The sequence below is a fragment of the Paenibacillus paeoniae genome (genome assembly GCF_003388735.1).
Lineage (GTDB): Bacteria > Bacillota > Bacilli > Paenibacillales > Paenibacillaceae > Pristimantibacillus > Pristimantibacillus paeoniae.
On record NZ_QUBQ01000001.1, the window covers coordinates 647798 to 664039 of the forward strand.

Genomic DNA, 16242 nt, shown 5'->3' on the forward strand with positions numbered 1-16242 from the left:
TCGAGTGGAGGTTCTGACCGGTGCCTATGAGTATGTGCTAGCCAATGGCGATCGCTTCTGGGAGGCTGTCCGGGTTCATCTCAGCATTAGCCTGTATGCCTTCTCTATCGCTGTCGTGCTATGCGTTCCGCTTGGCATCGTATGTGCGAAGAAGCAATGGCTGTCCGGTCCCATTATGGGCTTGTTCAACTCATTGCGAGTAATTCCGAGCCTAGCCGTGCTGGTCATCATATTACCGTTGATGGGGACTGGTTTCGCGCCCGCCCTTGTTGCACTGACGCTGCTGGCTTGTCCGCCCATTCTCATCAATACGTACATGGGATTCCGGGGAATCGAGCCATCCATTATTGAAGCGGCTTCCGGCATGGGGATGAGCGGGGGGACGATCATGAGAAGAATTGAGCTTCCGTTGTCGCTTCCGCTAGTGCTCTCCGGCATGAAGACGGCGGCTGTCGAAGTTATCGCTAGCGCGACGCTTGCGGCATTCATCGGAGGAGGCGGCCTTGGCACTTTCATCATTAACGGTCTTGGGATGTACAACTTTTCACTGTTATTAGTAGGGGCGCTGCCCGTGGCGATGCTGGCGATTTTATCTGAAGTCGGCTTTGCGGGAATCGAGAGAGCGGCAACAAAATATCAGCGTTAAATGTGGAGAGGAGAAAGTTAACTATGAAAACGAAATGGATGACCCTAGCAACTCTAATCATTAGCACTGCGCTGCTTCTGAGCGCGTGCTCCGGTGGCGGCTCCGGCAAGGCAGTCGTCAAGGTTGGTTCCAAAAACTTTACAGAATCCTTGATTCTGGGCGAGATGTACGCGCTGGCACTGGAGAACAAGGGATACAAGGTAGAGCGCAAGCTGAATCTTGGAGGTACGCTGGTGGCGCATGAGGCGCTCAAAAAAGGCGACATCGATTTTTATCCGGAATACACAGGCACAGGCTTGATCAACGTACTGGAGCTGCCGCCGCAATCGGACGCTCAAGTTGTCTACGATGCGGTATCCAATGGTTATAAAGAGAAGTTCAATCTGATCTGGCTGGAGCCGACAGATGCGAATGACTCTCAAGGGCTGGTAACGACAAAGGCAATTGCCGAGAAGTACAATTTGTACAAAATTTCCGATCTGCCTAAGCTAGCTCCTGAGCTGAACCTGGCGGCAGTGCCGGAATTCGAGGAGCGTGAGGACGGGCTGAAAGGTCTGAATGCGTTCTACGGCAAAATGGACTTCAAGAGCATCAAGCTGTTCGACTACGGTATCAAATACCGTGTTATCCTGGACGGCGAAGCGGATGTAACCGTCGGCTTCACAACAGATGGCGATCTGACGAATTCGGACCTCGTGTTGCTGGAGGATGACGGCAAGTTCTGGCCTCCTTACTTCGTCGCTCCTGTTATCCGCGGCGAGCTGAACGAGAAGGACCCGGAAATTGCGAAGGTGCTGAACGAAATATCGGCTAAGCTTGATAATACGACTGTACAGAAGCTGAATGCACAGGTCGATATTGACAAAAAGGAATATGCAGACGTAGCGAAAGCGTTCCTGCAGGACCAAGGCTTGTTGAAATAATAGGGGCCGTATAATACGGCGAGGCTTCTTCTGTCCATTAGAGGGAGCCTCTTCCCGTGATGGAGGGGATCATGAATGGCAGATGCAGCTATTGTGTTCGACCGGGTAACCAAGACATTTCCGAAAACAGCCAAGCCATCGGTGAACGAGACGAGCCTGACGGTGGAGTCGGGATCTTTCGTTACGATTCTGGGGGCGTCGGGCTGCGGCAAGACGACTCTGCTCAAGATGGTGAACCGTATTATTGAGCCGACATCCGGCACGATATCGCTCTTCGGCAAAGATATCCGCCAGCAGCCGCTGACGGAGCTTCGCCGCAGCATCGGATACGTTATCCAGCAGATCGGCTTGTTCCCGCATATGACAATCGAGCAGAATATTGCGACGGTACCGCAAATTCTGGGCTGGGAGCGAAGCAGAATCGAAGCGCGGGTCAAGGAGTTGATGGAGCTTGTCCATCTGCCGGACTCGTACAGGCAGCGCTATTCGCGCCAGCTGTCCGGCGGGCAGCAGCAGCGCGTAGGCATCGCAAGGGCGATGGCCGGCGATCCTGCCGTGCTTCTGATGGACGAACCGTTCGGCGCAATCGACGCGATCACGCGAGGCAAGCTGCAAGACGACTTCAAGGAAATCCAGCGTCAACTGGGCAAGACCGTCCTATTCGTGACGCATGACGTCGACGAGGCGCTCAAGCTGGGCGATCGCATGATTGTCATGAATGAAGGCGTGATCCAACAGTACGACAAGCCGCTACATATTATGGATAAACCTTCGAACAGCTTTGTGTCCGAGCTGGTTCAGTCGGATGATTTGTTCCAGCGGCTCCATTTGATTAGGGTGAGCGAGAGCATGGTGCCGCTGGAGACTGAGGCGCCAGAGCATTATCCGCGGCTGTCGGCTGACAGCAGCCTGAAGGATGCCCTGCAGCTGATACTGAAGCGGGATGTTCCTTATGTTGTGGTGGAATGGGCTGATGGACAGGCAGCGGGTCAGATTACGCTCGATCAGTTCAAGCTTGGCAGCGGCAGGTGAGCGGAATGATCGAATATTTTACTAGATATTATGGCAGGTTGTTCATCGCGCTGCTGGAACATTGCTATCTGACGATCCTGTCGCTGCTCCTTGCCACAGCAATCGCGCTGCCGCTGGGCTATTGGCTCTCTCGTCACCGCCGTATTGCCGTTCCGGTATTGTCGTTGCTAGGCATCATCTATGCTATTCCAAGCCTGGGTCTGTTCGCGCTGCTGATTCCATTCGTAGGTCTGGGTGTCAAGCCAGCGATTATCGCGCTCGTTGTCTACAGCCAGCTCATTCTGGTACGGAATGTTATAGCGGGGTTCCAATCGATCGATGCCTCCATCATCGAAGCGGGGAGCGGGATGGGCTACAGCAAGTGGCAATTGTTCCAGAAGATCGAGCTTCCGCTCGCGCTGCCTATTATCATCGGCGGTCTGCGGATTGCTTCTGTCTCGATTATTGGCATTGCCACAATCGCGGCTTGGATCAATGCGGGTGGACTTGGCACTATTCTATTCGAGGGTTTATCTCAGAATTCGGTGCCCAAGATGGTGTGGGGTACACTGTTTGTATCCGTGCTTGCGGTATCAGCCAATATGATTTTGCTAAGACTGGAAAAAATATCGATGTCAAAGGCACGCGGGGAATGGCGCGTATGATATAATGGTCAGAATAAATGACTAAGTAACGCATACCTCCGAGGTGCTGAAATGAACGGGACACAGACGTTAGGAAGAGCAATAGATATTTTATTCGCATTGGCGGAATCAGGCTCGACGCTTACCGTTAGCGAAATTGCCGAGAGGGTGGGCATTCCGGATAGCACGGCGTATCGTTTTATTCAGACGCTGATCAAAAACGGCTTCGTAGAGCGCAAAGGCAGAGGACAGATTGGACTGGGCCTTCGCATCTTCGATTTGGCCAGAAGCTTGTCGCAGCAGATCGAGAAGGATTTGCTGACCATTGCCCGGCCTATTATGGAAGAGCTGACGAATGCGACTGGAGAGACGACCGTGCTGTTCGTGCGTTCCGGCTCCAAAGCGATCTGCATCGAAAACGTGACGAGCAAACGGCTGATTCGGCTCTCCATTGAGAATGGCAGAGTGCTTCCTCTCAACCTGGGAGCATCCGGCAAGACGCTGCTCGCTTATGAGAGCGACAAGATTATCGAGGAGATGTGCAAGCTGTTCTCCGAGAGCGCGGAAGGAGCGGAATTGCTATATCAGGAGTTGGAAGCCATCAGGGGGCAGGGGTATAGCTATACGCTTGGAGAATATGATTCGGATGCATTTGCAGTAGCGGCTCCCATCCTTGACCCGCAGCAGCGGATCGTGGCCAGCTTGTCGGCGGCGGGACCGATACACCGGCTGAATAAGGAAGAGATCCCTTCCTTCATCGAGCAAGTAAAGGACGCCGCTTCGCAAATTTCGTGCAAGCTTGGCGGATTGTCCGGTTAAGACGGCAACCTATACGGAATTGTCTAATTGAGCTATCTGCTGTGCGCGGGTTTTAGTATGGCTAGTAAAAAAAGGACCTCTTCCCCGCAGTGGGTGATGAGGTCCTTCGCTTCATCATTGGGCTAATTGAGTAGTGGGGCCCCTTCTTGGGACAGCTTCGTTTGTCTTGGAGAATGGGGAGTTATCAGCATGACAATAGTAGCCTCCAATAGAAAGTGACTAGAGGCTCGTTATTTTACGATGTTTACGTCTGTCATTGGGCTGACTATGGAAAACTAGCTTTTTGAGAGAAGTCCATCATCTATCTTAGAATAGCTGCCAGCAGATTGTTTGGAACAATAAGCAGTCTTGGGTTTGCTGTATAGGCAGGCTGAGACACTCTACTTGGTTATATCGATCATAGGAGAGCTTGTGATCGTTAACCGGCCATGAGCTTCTTCTTTTCTTCCGTGCATGTGCGGCCCCATTGATTGCATTGGTTGAACATAGGACACTTGCGATATTGGACAAGTGCGTCATCCAGCGCTTGGCTGGCTAACAGCACGGAGGGATCTACGAACGATTGGAACTCGTCAAAGGTGTTTTCCATAATGATTCTGAGCTTTTCGATTTGATTTCTACATGGACAGTCCAAAGGGATTAACCTCCTTTGAAAGTATAAAATTTAATGAGAAAGTATCATTTCTTATCTATAGTTTACAACAAATAGAGAAGAATGGCGATATGTGGAATATAAAGTCGAAGAATGTTTTTTGAATGTGAACTCCAAATCGCTATTTTACGACCAGGATAGGCCCCAAAATATAAAATGGTTGACGCTTGGTCCATGTCAATGATAGTATGGACTCAAATTACCGACTAAACCAATAGGAATTGTCAAATGGTGGTCGAGTATCGTTTAACACTGATCGATAATCCATAAGCTGGTATTGACCGGATCACCGGAGATGCGCTGTTACAGTGCATCTCCTTTTTGCGTTTCCGGGCTTAGCATGAAAGGAGCGGCGTATGTGACGATACAGCCAAAACGAAGCGACATCGTCGTCGAGCGAAATAGGGCGGCTGTAATGAGAGATGGCGTCAAGCTGTACGCGGATATTTACCGTCCCGATGGAGATGAAGTTTATCCGGTGCTGTTGCTGCGCACGCCTTACAACAAGGAAGACGCACAGACGATGAACTACGCTCATCCAAGCTGGTATGCCAGCCACGGCTATGTGGTGATTGTGCAGGATACGAGGGGCAGATGGCGATCAGAAGGAGAATTTTGGCCATACGAGCATGACGGCTTGGACGGCTATGACACGGTGGAGTGGGCGGCGGCCCTGCCTTTTTCGAACGGCAAAGTCGGCATGTACGGATTTTCGTATGCGGCAGCGATCCAGTGGCTCGCTGCGCTGGAGCAGCCTCCAAGCCTGCAATGTATCGCTCCGGCGATGATCGGTTCGGATTCCTATCAGGGGAAGGTATACCGCAACGGCGCTTTTGCACTGGCGAGTTCCTTATCCTGGGCTCTCTTCGTCAGCCAGGATAGCGCGCTTCGCAGAGGCAGATTGGACTGGGCTTCCGCTATCGCCGGGAAGTATGCCGGCATTCATCCGCTCTACAAGCATTTGCCGCTGGCGTCGGCCCCCGGCCTGATCGAGGAACTGGTTCCTTATTATCGCGAGTGGTTGGAGCACCCGTCGCGCGATGACTATTGGAGGTCGAAGTCGCTGCAGGAGCAGTATGGACGAATAACGGTTCCCGCTTTGCATTACGGCGGGTGGTACGACATTTTCGCCGACGGGACGATTCAGAATTTCAATGGGGTCAGAGAAGGCGGGGCCGCTAAGCACACAAGGGATAACCAACAGCTCCACATTGGCCCTTGGTATCATATGCCTTGGTCCCGATACGTCGGTGAGCTGGACTTCGGGGAAGAAGCGGTCAGTCGCATCGATGAGATTCAGCTGGAGTGGTTCGGCCGCTGGCTGAAGCCGGAGCAGCGGGAGCTCCCATCGACTCCGGCCGTCAGCTACTTCCTGATGGGAGAGAATCGCTGGCGGCATTCGGTGAGCTGGCCTCCCCCGGGCGCGAAGGTGGTCCGCTATTATTTGCACAGTGAGCGAAAGGCTAATTCTATTAATGGGGATGGAGAGCTGTCGTTATTGCCGCCAGAGGAGGAGCCGGCTGATGTCTACGTCTATCATCCGTCCATTCCGGTGCCTGCGCTGGGAGGGCGTTCGGGAGCTGTTCCCGATCTGACGCCAATGGGACCGCGCAATCAGCTTCCGATCGAGGTGAGGAACGATGTACTGGTCTATACATCGGAGCCGCTTGATGAAGACATTGTGGTCGTCGGGGAAATCAGCGTCGTGCTGTATGCCGAGACTACGGCGGAAGATACCGATTTTGTCGCAAAGCTGGTCGATGTCTATCCGGGCGGAGGGGCTTACAATGTCGCAGAGGGCATTGTAAGAGCAAGGTATCGCCATTCGCTAGAGAAGCCGGAACCGCTTGTTCCGGGTGAGATTGTAGCCTACACCCTATCGTTAGGTCCTACCGCCATCGCATTCAAGCGGGGCCACGCCATCCGGCTGGACGTGACCAGCTCCTTGTTTCCGACCTATGACCGCAATCCGAACCGGATAATCCCGCCGGGAGAAGTGACGGAAGCCGACTTTACGACTGCTACGCAGACGATTTATCACGACAGGCTGAGAGCATCGTATGTCGCATTGCCGGTTCTAAGAGAAAAGAAGGACACAACATAACGATTGACGGGGGGAGCAGCATGAGGGCATCATTTGTCTGGTTCGATCTGGGGTATACCTTGGTCTATCAACAACGCGAGGAGGCTTACGGGCAGTTTTTGCGAGAGCGGGGCATCGAGCTTGGTCATGCAGAGATTGAACGGGCCTACCATGTGACGGATAAGCTCTTCATGCGGGAATACCGGGGAGTGCTGGGTCGGCCGCCAACTACCTTTATGACGTGGTATTTGGGGGTTCTGAACCATCAGCTAGGCGTTAGCTTCAATCTTGGCGAGCAAAGGCAGCGATTGGAAGACATACAGAACGAGCGCGGCAAGCGATGGATCGGATTTCCGTATGCCAAGTCTGTGCTTCGCGAACTGAAGGAGCGCTCCGTTGGCGTCGGGCTCATCAGCAATTGGGACGGTAGCGCCAGACAAGTACTGCAGGATAACGAATTGATAGAAGCCTTCGATCATGTGGTCGTCTCATCGGAGGTCGGCATAGAGAAGCCGTCCCCTCGCATCTTTGCGCATGCGCTTCGGCTCGCGGATGTGGCGGCTGAAGAATGCCTTTACGTAGGCGACAATTATTATGACGATGTAATCGGCAGCGCAAAGGCCGGCATGGATGCCGTGTTGATCAACCGCTTTGGGCAGCTGGGCATTGAAGAATTGAATTACAGATTGACCGTACCGACCATTGAGGCCGTACCGGAATTATTATCTACTCATACAAGGAGGCAATTGTTATGAAGCAATCATGGCATGAATCAATCTATCAAAATAGACGCTGGAGCACGATTCTGATCTTTACTCTTATCCTCACTCTGCTGGCGGCTTGCTCGGGGAATAGCAATTCGCCGACTCCCGCGCCCAGCAGCTCGGCGCAGGGCGGCGAACCGTCTCCTTCCGCAGCGCCGACACCCGAGCCGGGCAGCAAGCTTGACGGCGGCGACGTTGTTGTCATCGTCCCGCAGGACCCTGATTACCTGGACCCGCATCTGGCGGTTGCCGCAGGCACAAGCGAAATCATGTTCAACGTATTCGAAGGCTTGCTGAAGCCGAATGAGAAGGGGCAGCTCTATCCCGCTATTGCGGAGAGCTATGAGGTTGCGCCGGATGGCTTGACGTATACGTTCAAGCTCCGCAGCGGCGTGCAATTCCATAACGGAGAGAGCGTAAAAGCAGCAGACGTTAAGTACTCTTATGAGCGCCTCGCCGGCATCGATACCGGCAAGCCGCTTCAGGCCTCCTTCGCAAGCGTCACAGCGGTGGAAGCACCCGATGAAGCGACGGTTGTGATTAAGCTGAAGGAGAACAATGCCGCATTCCTGACCGCCTTGACGGCTGCTGTTATTCCAAAAGATTATGCCGACAGCAATACGAAACCGATCGGCACTGGACCTTTTAAATTCGTTGATTATTTGCCTGGTCAACGACTGACCCTTGCGAAAAATCCGGCTTACTACGTGAATGGAGTACCGTCGCTGGATAAAGTCGAATTCCGTATTATTCCGGATCAGGAGGCCGCGTTCCTGGCGTTTAAGTCGGGTGAGGCCGATATTTTCCCGCGTATTGGCACAGAGAAGCTGGAGGAGCTTGGCGACGAATTCCAAGGCGTAAGCGGACCGCAAAATCTGGTGCAGGTGCTCATCTACAATATCGCGAAAAAGCCGTTCGACGATGTTCGGGTGCGCCAAGCGGTCAACCATGCAATCAATAAGGATGAGCTGATTGAGGGCGTTGCGCTCGGTAACGGCATCAAGCTGGGCTCTCATCTAAGCCCGATTATGGCCCAGTACTTCCAGGAAGGGCTGGAGGATTATTACGCATATGACGTAGAAAAGGCGAAGGGTTTGCTTGCTGAAGCAGGCTATGCCGACGGTTTCTCCGTCAAGCTATCCGTTCCGTCCAACTATGCCTTCCACGTTGCTACTGCCGAAGTCGCCGCCCAGCAGCTGTCCAAGGTTGGCATCAAGGTGACGATCGAGCCAGTGGAGTGGGCGGTATGGCTGGAGCGCATCTACAAGGGACACGACTACGAGTCGACGATTATCGGCTTCGATGGCAAGCTGAATCCTTACGATATCTTGAACAAGTATTTGTCGGATTCGCCGAACAACTTATTCAAATACAACAGCCCGACTTTTGACGAGACGCTTCGCGCAACTGTGACCGAGATTGATCAGGAGAAGCGGACCGCACTGTTTAAGGATTTGCAGACAGAGCTTGCTAAGGAAGCAGCCGCCGTATACATCATGGACCCTTACCTGAATGTCGCGCTCAAGAAAAATTTGGCGGGCTACAAGCAATACCCGCTTTACGTGCAGGATCTGTCTACGGTGTACTGGACGAATTAATCATCGAAATCAATTCCGTTCATAGGTCCCGTATCGCAAAGGTGAGGCGGGACCTGGACGATAGAGGAGAGAGTCGAGGATGTATTGGGCGCGAAAAAGTTTTACGCTCCTGCTGACTTTGGCGTTTGTGCTTTTGCTGACGTTTTTCGCGTTCCGCATTATTCCGGGCAATCCGGCCAGCGCGATTCTCGGGATGGAAGCCAGCCAGGAGCAGATTAGCGAGCTGGAGCAAAAGCTCGGGATTGAAGGTCCGCTTCATCTGCAATTTTTTCGGTGGGCGGGCGGAGTGATTCAGCTCGACTTCGGGCATTCGATCCGTTTCTCGGAGCCGGTGCTGTCACTGATCGCCAGCCGTCTTCCGGTCACCCTTTCGTTGGCTGCCATGTCGCTGGCTATTACGCTGCTGGTTGCGCTGCCGCTTGGCATCGCAGCGGCAAGGGCAAGGGGGAGATTCGCCGACTTGTTCATCTCCCTCACTTCGCAGCTCGGCCTTGCGATTCCGTCCTTCTGGATGGGCATCGTCCTCATCTTGGTCTTTGGCCTCACATTGAAGTGGTTCACCGTCAGTACATTTGTGCCCTGGTCGGAGAATGCTTGGCTGGCGCTGAAGTCGCTTACGCTGCCTGCCATCGCGCTGGCTGTGCCGCAAATTGCAATCGTAGTTCGCTACTTGCGCACGACGATGCTGGAGCAGATGAACGAGGACTATGTCAGAACGGCCAAAAGCAAGGGACTGTCGAATGCCAACGTGTATTACAAGCATGTGCTGCGCAATGCGCTTATACCGGTCGTGACGGTCGTGGGCATCAATTTTGGCGAAATATTGGCGGGCAGTCTCGTCATCGAAGGCGTCTTCACGCTTCCGGGTATGGGGCGGCTGCTGATGACTGCCATCGGCAATCGGGATTATCCGCTTGTCCAGGGGATGGTGCTGCTGATTGCATTTACCGTTATCATTATTAATTTTGTGGTCGATCTGTCCTACCGGTGGCTGGATCCCAAAATACGTCTTAAGTAAAGGGAGTTGCGACTATGGAATCCAAATCGACTCTAACGATGCGTCTCGGATTAGCCATTATCGCTCTGCTGGGCACAATGGCGGCCGTCAGTCTGTTGTACGTGCCGTATGATGTGAACGAAATGAATATAGCAGGCCGCTTGCAGTCCCCGGGTGCTCTTCATTGGTTCGGCACCGACAACTTCGGCAGGGATATCTTCAGCCGGGTGATGGAGGCGTCGAAGACCGCCTTTCTAGTGGGGGCTGTTGCTGTTACGATCGGCCTTGTGGCGGGCTTTATCATTGGGGCGACCGCGGGTTACTTAGGCGGCTGGACGGATGAAGTGCTGATGAGGATGATCGATGCGCTGCTTGCTTTTCCGGGTATTTTGCTTGCTTTAATTCTGGTGACGGTATTCGAGCCGAATCTGTTCCAGACGATGATCGCCATTGGCGTCTTATCTGTGCCGAATTTCGCCAGAGTGATTCGAAGCGGCTTCTTCCAGTACAAGGAAGCGGAGTTCGTGGTTGCCGCGCGTGGACTGGGCGCGAGCCATGCGACCGTTATCCTGAGGCATGTGATGCCGCATATTGTTTCACCGATCATTGTAGCCGCATCGCTCAGCTTCTCGACCGCGATTCTCGTTGAAGCGGCCCTGAGCTATCTCGGGCTTGGCGTTCAACCGCCAGATCCCAGCTGGGGCCGCATGTTAAGCGAATCTCAGAGCTATATTGGGAAAGCCCCTTGGTTCGCGCTTGCTCCGGGGGTTTTCATCGCGTTGACGGTGCTGGGATTCAATCTGCTGGGTGATGGTCTCCGCGATCTTCGCGACAAAAAAACGTAAGGGGGAAGCTGGAATGCCGCTATTGACCGATTGGGTAAAAAAGGCCATAGAGCCGGAACCTTCATCCCAGCAGCGGAATTGTCGCCTTCCTGAAGCGGGGGAGCGCGATGAAGATGAGTTGTTGGCGGTTCGGAACCTAAGCGTGAACGTAAAGTCTTCTTCGCGGCCTGTCATTGAAGGCATCGATCTGACGGTCGGCAGGGGAGAGATCGTCGGCATAGTCGGCGAGTCCGGCTGCGGCAAGAGTGTGTTGTCGCTGTCCATTATGGGCTTGCTGCCAAGTGCCCTGAAGCTGGGCGGAGGTGAGCTACGGCTGAACGGCCAATCCCTGCATCAGGCATCGCAACGTCAAATTCGGAGTATGCGCGGCAAACATATGTCGATGATCTTCCAAGATCCGATGACCTCGCTTAATCCGACGCTTACGATCGGGGAGCAGCTGACGGAATCGCTCCGACTACACTTGAAGCTAGGCGGACGGGAAGCCAGGGAGCGAGCCGTTTTATGGCTTCGCCGGACCGGCTTGCCCCGCCCGGAAGCGATTCTGTCGAGCTATCCCCATCAGTTGTCCGGGGGCATGAGGCAGCGAGTCATGATCGCGATCGCCTTGTGCTGCGAACCGGAGCTGCTTATTGCTGATGAGCCAACAACTGCGCTTGATGTGACGATCCAGGCGCAAATTCTGGATGTGCTGTTCCGCATCCGGGAAGAGGAGCAGACATCCATTCTCTTCATCTCCCATGATCTGGGCGTCATTGCAGAGCTGTGCGATCGGGTAGCAGTTATGTATGCGGGTCAGATCGTAGAGCAAGGCACGGTGGAGGAGCTGTTCGAATCGCCGCAGCATCCCTATACAATTGGACTAATGAAGTCGATTCCGAAACCGGAGAAGAAGGGGATGCGCTTGTATGCGATACCTGGCACGGTCCCTTCCTTGCACGACCGGGGCGAAGGCTGCCGGTTCCAGTCCCGATGCGCTCATGCGGCAGCGATATGCTTGGACGCTATGCCAGCGCTTGAACACAGAGGCGGTTCGCATGCGGTTCGCTGCTTTTTGGCATCGGGAGAGAGGAGGGAGATGGATGTCTAAGCATCATGATGAACCGCTTATCGAGCTGAATGGGCTGTTCAAGACGTATGACGGAGCCGGGTTTGGTGCGGCCAAAAAGAAAGTTCATGCGGTGCATGATGTGAGCTTGACTATCATGCCCGGCGAGACGCTTGGTCTAGTCGGCGAGAGCGGCTGCGGCAAGTCGACGACGGGGAGGATGGCGGCGCGGCTCTTGCAGCCGTCTGCTGGAAATATCACGTATCGGGGCAGAGATCTGTCCTTGCTTCGGGGCCGGGAATCCAAGACGATGCGAAAGGCGATTCAATATGTGTTCCAGGATCCTTATGCGTCGCTGAACCCTAAGTTTACGATTGCTGATTTGCTGGAGGAGCCGCTGCGTATTCACAAGCTGGGCGACAAGGCGGAGCGGAGGCGGCAGGTCGATGCCATGCTGGAGACGATTGGACTGAATTCGTCCTATGCGCGTCGATACGTCCATGAGCTGAGCGGCGGGCAGAGGCAGCGGATCGGCATTGCGCGGGCTTTGATGCTGAAGCCCGAATTTCTCATTCTGGACGAGCCGGTCTCGGCCCTAGATGTATCTGTTCAATCACAAATCTTGAACCTGCTGAAGGATCTGCAGAAGCAATATGGGCTTACGTATCTGTTCATCTCCCACGATCTGAACGTCGTTCATTACATGAGCGACCGTGTAGCTGTCATGTATATGGGCAAGTTGGTGGAGATCGCGGATGTGGAGGGTTTATATCATGCTCCGTTCCACCCCTATACGCAAGCACTGATTTCGGCGATTCCGTCGGAACAGCGCGGGAAGAGGTCGGAGCGTCGGCTGCTCACGGGGGAAATTCCGGACGCATTGTCAATTCCGGAGGGCTGCTCCTTCCATACGCGATGTCCTTATGTGAGGGATAGCTGCAGACGGGAAACGCCGCCGATAATCGGTATGGGAGAGTCAAGAACAGTCCGCTGCCATCTCTATCCGGTGGATGAAGGGCTGGATTATGGGGAGACCAAGGTTGCGCTGGGATAAAAGCCCGGCGCAGCCTCTGCTTGTTGCCGGGAGCTGTGTGGATTGAAACAGAAGGAACATGGGAGCATTAGCGGAGAGAGTATATTGATAGTGAAGTGAAGAGTTGATATGCATGGCCAAAAGAAGAATAAGGCTGGCGCTGTGCGCCATGAGAATGGCCAAAAGCAAATGGCTGACTCTTCGCCGAAGCGTCAAGCCAGCCTCTTGTATTAGGCATGGATACTTGTAAAACGATTAGGCGGAACGGGGATGCCCAGATGCTCGCGAAGCGTCGCTCCTTCGTACTCTGTGCGGAATAGTCCGCGTTTTTGAAGGATCGGAACGACTTGGTCGACGAAGTCCTCCAGCCCGTCGGGCAGGGAGGGCGCCATCAGCATAAAGCCGTCGGCTGCCCCGCCGCTGAACCATCGCTCCATCGTATCGGCGATCTTCTCCGGCGGGCCAACCCAATCCTCACCGCTGAATGCGCCAGTAAGCAAGGAGTACACTTCTCGCAGCGTCGGGTTCTCCCGCTCGATGACTAATTGATGCTTGCGGTAATCCGATTTGGCAAGCTGAAGCTTGCCAAGTCCCAGCTCATCAGCGCGGGCGTCTAGTGTATAACCTGTAAAGTCGATATCCTTGAAATAATCGGTGAGGAAGCTGATACCGGTCTCTTCACTGATGAACGACTCCAGCTGCTTCCGCTTCTCCTGAGCTTCTGCGTCCGTGCTTCCGATAATCGGGGAGAAGCCTTGCAGGATATGGACCCCCTCCGGGTTGCGTCCGGCATCCGCTACAATACCCTTGTACGAACGGTAGAACTGCTCAGCGTCCGCAAAGTTGTATTTGATTGAGAAGATGACCTCTGCAACCTGAGCAGAGAAGCTCTGGCCTGAATCCGAGGTACCTGCTTGTACCAGGACGGGATGGCCCTGCGGCGAACGGCCGATATTCAACGGGCCTTCCACCGCGAAAAACTCGTCTTTATGCTGAATGCGATGCAATTTCTGCGGATCGAAGAACACACCGGATTCCTTGTCGCGCACAAAAGCATCGTCCTCCCAGGAATCCCATAGTCCGCGCACGACTTGCAGAAATTCGGCTGCGCGCTGGTAGCGGAAGCTGTGCTCCAGATGCTCCTCTGCACCGAAGTTTCGGGCTGTATTGCCGGAGAGATCACGCGTTGTGACGATATTCCAACCCGCTCGCCCTTTGCTGATATGATCGACCGACATGAGCAGTCTTGCGAGATTGAACGGCTCGATATAGGAGGTGGACGCGGTGGCGACCAGACCGATATGCGATGTAGCTCCGGCCAGAGCCGCGATGAGCGTAATGGGCTCGAAGCGGTTCAGAATGTTGGGATGGGATACTTCGTTAATAGCAAGGCTGTCTGCCAGGAAGGCGATATCGAACTTGCCTCGCTCGGCCGTCTGCGCCAGCCGCTTATAGTAGTCGATGTCGATGCTGGAGCCGGGCTGTGCTCCCGGCAGCCGCCACGAGGCGGTGTGCATGCCGGTTCCGACCAGATAGGCCGATAGTTTAATTTGACGTTTTGCTGTCATGCTGTCCACTCCTTATATCCTATTAATCGCATAAGATTTATTGAAAAATAATTTAACACGGTGTCATTCCTGCGTCAATCCTAATTTTCAAAGGATTGTTTCAAATAAAATTTTTTTGAAATATTGACGAATCCGGGAAGCTGGCCTATACTGTGTTCATAAGTCCAACTAAATAGGTATGAATACTCAATATTATTCTACCGGATAACCGGAGATGCTGCTGCTTGTTCAGTTGCATCTCCTTTTTTTGTTTCAACCCATAACTATTATGAGGAGAGTGTTGAACATGGCAGACGAACAAAACTTCCGTCCTGAGACACTGGCTGTACACGCAGGGCAAGAGCTTGATCCCGCTACCTTGGCAAGAGCGGTGCCGATCTATCAGACGACATCGTACGGCTTCCGGGACACGGAGCATGCAGCGAATTTGTTCGGGCTGAAGGAATTCGGACATATTTATACCCGCGTGTCCAATCCGACGACGGATGTATTCGAGCGTAGAGTGGCTGCTCTGGAGGGCGGCGCAGGCGCCTTGTCTACGGCATCGGGTCAATCGGCGATTGCCTACTCGATCTTCAACATTGCAGGAGCGGGGGATCATATCGTATCTTCGGCAAGTCTGTATGGAGGGACGTACAACCTCTTCGCCACTACTTTCCTGAAGTTCGGCATTGACGTTACCTTCGTCGATCCGTCGGATCCCGCGAACTTCCGCAAAGCGATCCGCAGCAATACGAAGGCCATCTTCGCAGAGACGATCGGCAATCCGAAGGGGGATGTGCTGGACATCGAAGCCGTCGCGGAAGCGGCGCATGACAACGGCATTCCGCTTATCGTGGACAATACGTTCCCGAGCCCTTACCTGCTTCAGCCCATCGCCCATGGCGCAGACATTGTTGTCCATTCCGCCACCAAATTTATTGGCGGGCACGGCACTTCGATTGGCGGGATTATCGTTGACGGCGGCAAGTTCGACTGGGAAGCGAGCGGCAAGTTTCCGGGGCTCACGGAGCCGGATCCGAGCTACGAAGGCGTCGTGTTTACGGAAGTGTTCAAGGAGCTGGCTTATATCACAAAAGCGAGGGTTCAACTTCTGAGAGATATCGGCGCTGTCTTGTCTCCGTTCAATTCCTTCCTGCTGCTGCAAGGATTGGAGACGCTGCACCTCAGACTGGAACGCCATAGCGTGAACGCGCTGGCGGTGGCTCGTTATCTGGAAGAACATCCCGATGTAGAGTGGGTCAGCTATCCGGGGCTGGAGTCGCACGCTTCCTACAGCTTGGCGCAAAAATATTTGAAAAAAGGGCAAGGAGCAATTCTAGCATTCGGCATCAAAGGAGGCGTGGAAGCTGGCAAGCAGCTTATCCATAACGTGAAGCTGTTCTCCCACTTGGCCAATGTCGGCGACTCCAAGTCGCTTATTATCCATCCGGCCAGCACGACGCACTTGCAGTTGTCGGAGCAGGAGCAGCAGGCGGCAGGTGTTACGCCGGGACTGATCCGACTGTCGATCGGAACGGAAGCGATAGAGGATATTATTGAAGATTTGAAGCAGGCGATCGAGCTAAGCCAGCAAGTGCCGGCCAGCCAAGCCTGAGGGCAGGGTGGAGG

At 53.8% G+C, this 16242-nt stretch carries 15 protein-coding genes; 13 read left to right on the forward strand and 2 right to left on the reverse strand.

The window, feature by feature from the left end; all coding sequences use genetic code 11:
- Positions 1 to 4: 4 nt before the first annotated feature.
- The 5 genes from DX130_RS02945 to DX130_RS02965 all read left to right on the forward strand — a co-directional run bounded on the left by DX130_RS02945 (position 5) and on the right by DX130_RS02965 (position 4043).
- Complete coding sequence (locus DX130_RS02945; protein WP_206098755.1) at positions 5 to 646, forward strand: ABC transporter permease; 642 nt, start codon at positions 5 to 7, stop codon at positions 644 to 646.
- Between the two features lie 23 nt (positions 647 to 669).
- Positions 670 to 1569, forward strand: coding sequence for an ABC transporter substrate-binding protein (locus DX130_RS02950; protein ID WP_116042694.1), 900 nt, complete (start codon positions 670 to 672; stop codon positions 1567 to 1569).
- 75 nt (positions 1570 to 1644) lie between these two features.
- A complete protein-coding gene (locus DX130_RS02955) occupies positions 1645 to 2601 on the forward strand; it encodes an ABC transporter ATP-binding protein (RefSeq protein WP_116042695.1) in 957 nt (318 codons plus the stop codon).
- Between the two features lie 5 nt (positions 2602 to 2606).
- A complete protein-coding gene (locus tag DX130_RS02960) occupies positions 2607 to 3245 on the forward strand; it encodes an ABC transporter permease (RefSeq protein WP_116042697.1) in 639 nt (212 codons plus the stop codon).
- 51 nt (positions 3246 to 3296) lie between these two features.
- The gene (locus tag DX130_RS02965; RefSeq protein ID WP_116042698.1) at positions 3297 to 4043 is read left to right on the forward strand and encodes an IclR family transcriptional regulator; all 747 of its coding nucleotides are present in this window, start codon (positions 3297 to 3299) and stop codon (positions 4041 to 4043) included.
- 418 nt (positions 4044 to 4461) lie between these two features.
- On the opposite strand, the gene DX130_RS02970 is transcribed toward DX130_RS02965, so the two are convergent.
- Positions 4462 to 4677 (reverse strand): aspartyl-phosphate phosphatase Spo0E family protein, encoded by a 216-nt coding sequence (locus DX130_RS02970; protein ID WP_116042700.1) that lies wholly within the window; start codon positions 4675 to 4677, stop codon positions 4462 to 4464.
- 376 nt (positions 4678 to 5053) lie between these two features.
- Between DX130_RS02970 and DX130_RS02975 the strand changes: the two genes are divergently transcribed.
- From DX130_RS02975 to DX130_RS03005, 7 genes are all read left to right on the forward strand, one after another.
- On the forward strand, positions 5054 to 6799 hold the full coding sequence (locus tag DX130_RS02975) for a CocE/NonD family hydrolase (protein WP_240644295.1): 1746 nt from the start codon (positions 5054 to 5056) through the stop codon (positions 6797 to 6799).
- A gap of 20 nt (positions 6800 to 6819) precedes the next feature.
- Complete coding sequence (locus DX130_RS02980) at positions 6820 to 7533, forward strand: HAD family hydrolase (protein ID WP_116042703.1); 714 nt, start codon at positions 6820 to 6822, stop codon at positions 7531 to 7533.
- On the forward strand, positions 7530 to 9140 hold the full coding sequence (locus tag DX130_RS02985; protein ID WP_116042705.1) for an ABC transporter substrate-binding protein: 1611 nt from the start codon (positions 7530 to 7532) through the stop codon (positions 9138 to 9140). The genes DX130_RS02980 and DX130_RS02985 overlap by 4 nt, the downstream gene beginning before the upstream one ends.
- A gap of 79 nt (positions 9141 to 9219) precedes the next feature.
- Entirely contained in the window at positions 9220 to 10158 is a 939-nt protein-coding gene (locus tag DX130_RS02990) for an ABC transporter permease (protein WP_116042707.1), read from the forward strand.
- Positions 10159 to 10172: 14 nt separating this feature from the next.
- A complete protein-coding gene (locus DX130_RS02995; RefSeq protein ID WP_116042709.1) occupies positions 10173 to 10982 on the forward strand; it encodes an ABC transporter permease in 810 nt (269 codons plus the stop codon).
- A gap of 13 nt (positions 10983 to 10995) precedes the next feature.
- Complete coding sequence (locus DX130_RS03000) at positions 10996 to 12072, forward strand: ABC transporter ATP-binding protein (RefSeq protein ID WP_116042711.1); 1077 nt, start codon at positions 10996 to 10998, stop codon at positions 12070 to 12072.
- Positions 12065 to 13084: an ABC transporter ATP-binding protein gene (locus DX130_RS03005; protein WP_116042713.1), complete on the forward strand. Its 1020-nt coding sequence runs from the start codon at positions 12065 to 12067 to the stop codon at positions 13082 to 13084. Before DX130_RS03000 ends, DX130_RS03005 begins: the two co-directional genes overlap by 8 nt.
- A 209-nt stretch (positions 13085 to 13293) precedes the next feature.
- Here DX130_RS03005 and DX130_RS03010 read toward each other — a convergent pair whose 3' ends face one another.
- Positions 13294 to 14631: an LLM class flavin-dependent oxidoreductase gene (locus tag DX130_RS03010; RefSeq protein WP_116042714.1), complete on the reverse strand. Its 1338-nt coding sequence runs from the start codon at positions 14629 to 14631 to the stop codon at positions 13294 to 13296.
- A 286-nt stretch (positions 14632 to 14917) separates the two neighbouring features.
- On the opposite strand from DX130_RS03010, the gene DX130_RS03015 reads away from it, so the two are divergent.
- Complete coding sequence (locus DX130_RS03015; protein ID WP_116042716.1) at positions 14918 to 16228, forward strand: homocysteine synthase; 1311 nt, start codon at positions 14918 to 14920, stop codon at positions 16226 to 16228.
- The last annotated feature ends 14 nt before the right edge of the window (positions 16229 to 16242 follow it).

Excerpts from the sequence above, each read along its gene's own strand:
- DX130_RS02950 (WP_116042694.1), top strand. The coding sequence starts at position 670 with ATGAAAACGAAATGGATGACCCTAGCAACTCTAATCATTAGCACTGCG.
- DX130_RS02955 (WP_116042695.1), top strand. The coding sequence starts at position 1,645 with ATGGCAGATGCAGCTATTGTGTTCGACCGGGTAACCAAGACATTTCCG.
- DX130_RS02960 (WP_116042697.1), top strand. The coding sequence starts at position 2,607 with ATGATCGAATATTTTACTAGATATTATGGCAGGTTGTTCATCGCGCTG.
- DX130_RS02965 (WP_116042698.1), top strand. The coding sequence starts at position 3,297 with ATGAACGGGACACAGACGTTAGGAAGAGCAATAGATATTTTATTCGCA.
- DX130_RS02980 (WP_116042703.1), top strand. The coding sequence starts at position 6,820 with ATGAGGGCATCATTTGTCTGGTTCGATCTGGGGTATACCTTGGTCTAT.
- DX130_RS02985 (WP_116042705.1), top strand. The coding sequence starts at position 7,530 with ATGAAGCAATCATGGCATGAATCAATCTATCAAAATAGACGCTGGAGC.
- DX130_RS02990 (WP_116042707.1), top strand. The coding sequence starts at position 9,220 with ATGTATTGGGCGCGAAAAAGTTTTACGCTCCTGCTGACTTTGGCGTTT.
- DX130_RS02995 (WP_116042709.1), top strand. The coding sequence starts at position 10,173 with ATGGAATCCAAATCGACTCTAACGATGCGTCTCGGATTAGCCATTATC.
- DX130_RS03000 (WP_116042711.1), top strand. The coding sequence starts at position 10,996 with ATGCCGCTATTGACCGATTGGGTAAAAAAGGCCATAGAGCCGGAACCT.
- DX130_RS03005 (WP_116042713.1), top strand. The coding sequence starts at position 12,065 with ATGTCTAAGCATCATGATGAACCGCTTATCGAGCTGAATGGGCTGTTC.
- DX130_RS03010 (WP_116042714.1), bottom strand. The coding sequence starts at position 14,631 with ATGACAGCAAAACGTCAAATTAAACTATCGGCCTATCTGGTCGGAACC.
- DX130_RS03015 (WP_116042716.1), top strand. The coding sequence starts at position 14,918 with ATGGCAGACGAACAAAACTTCCGTCCTGAGACACTGGCTGTACACGCA.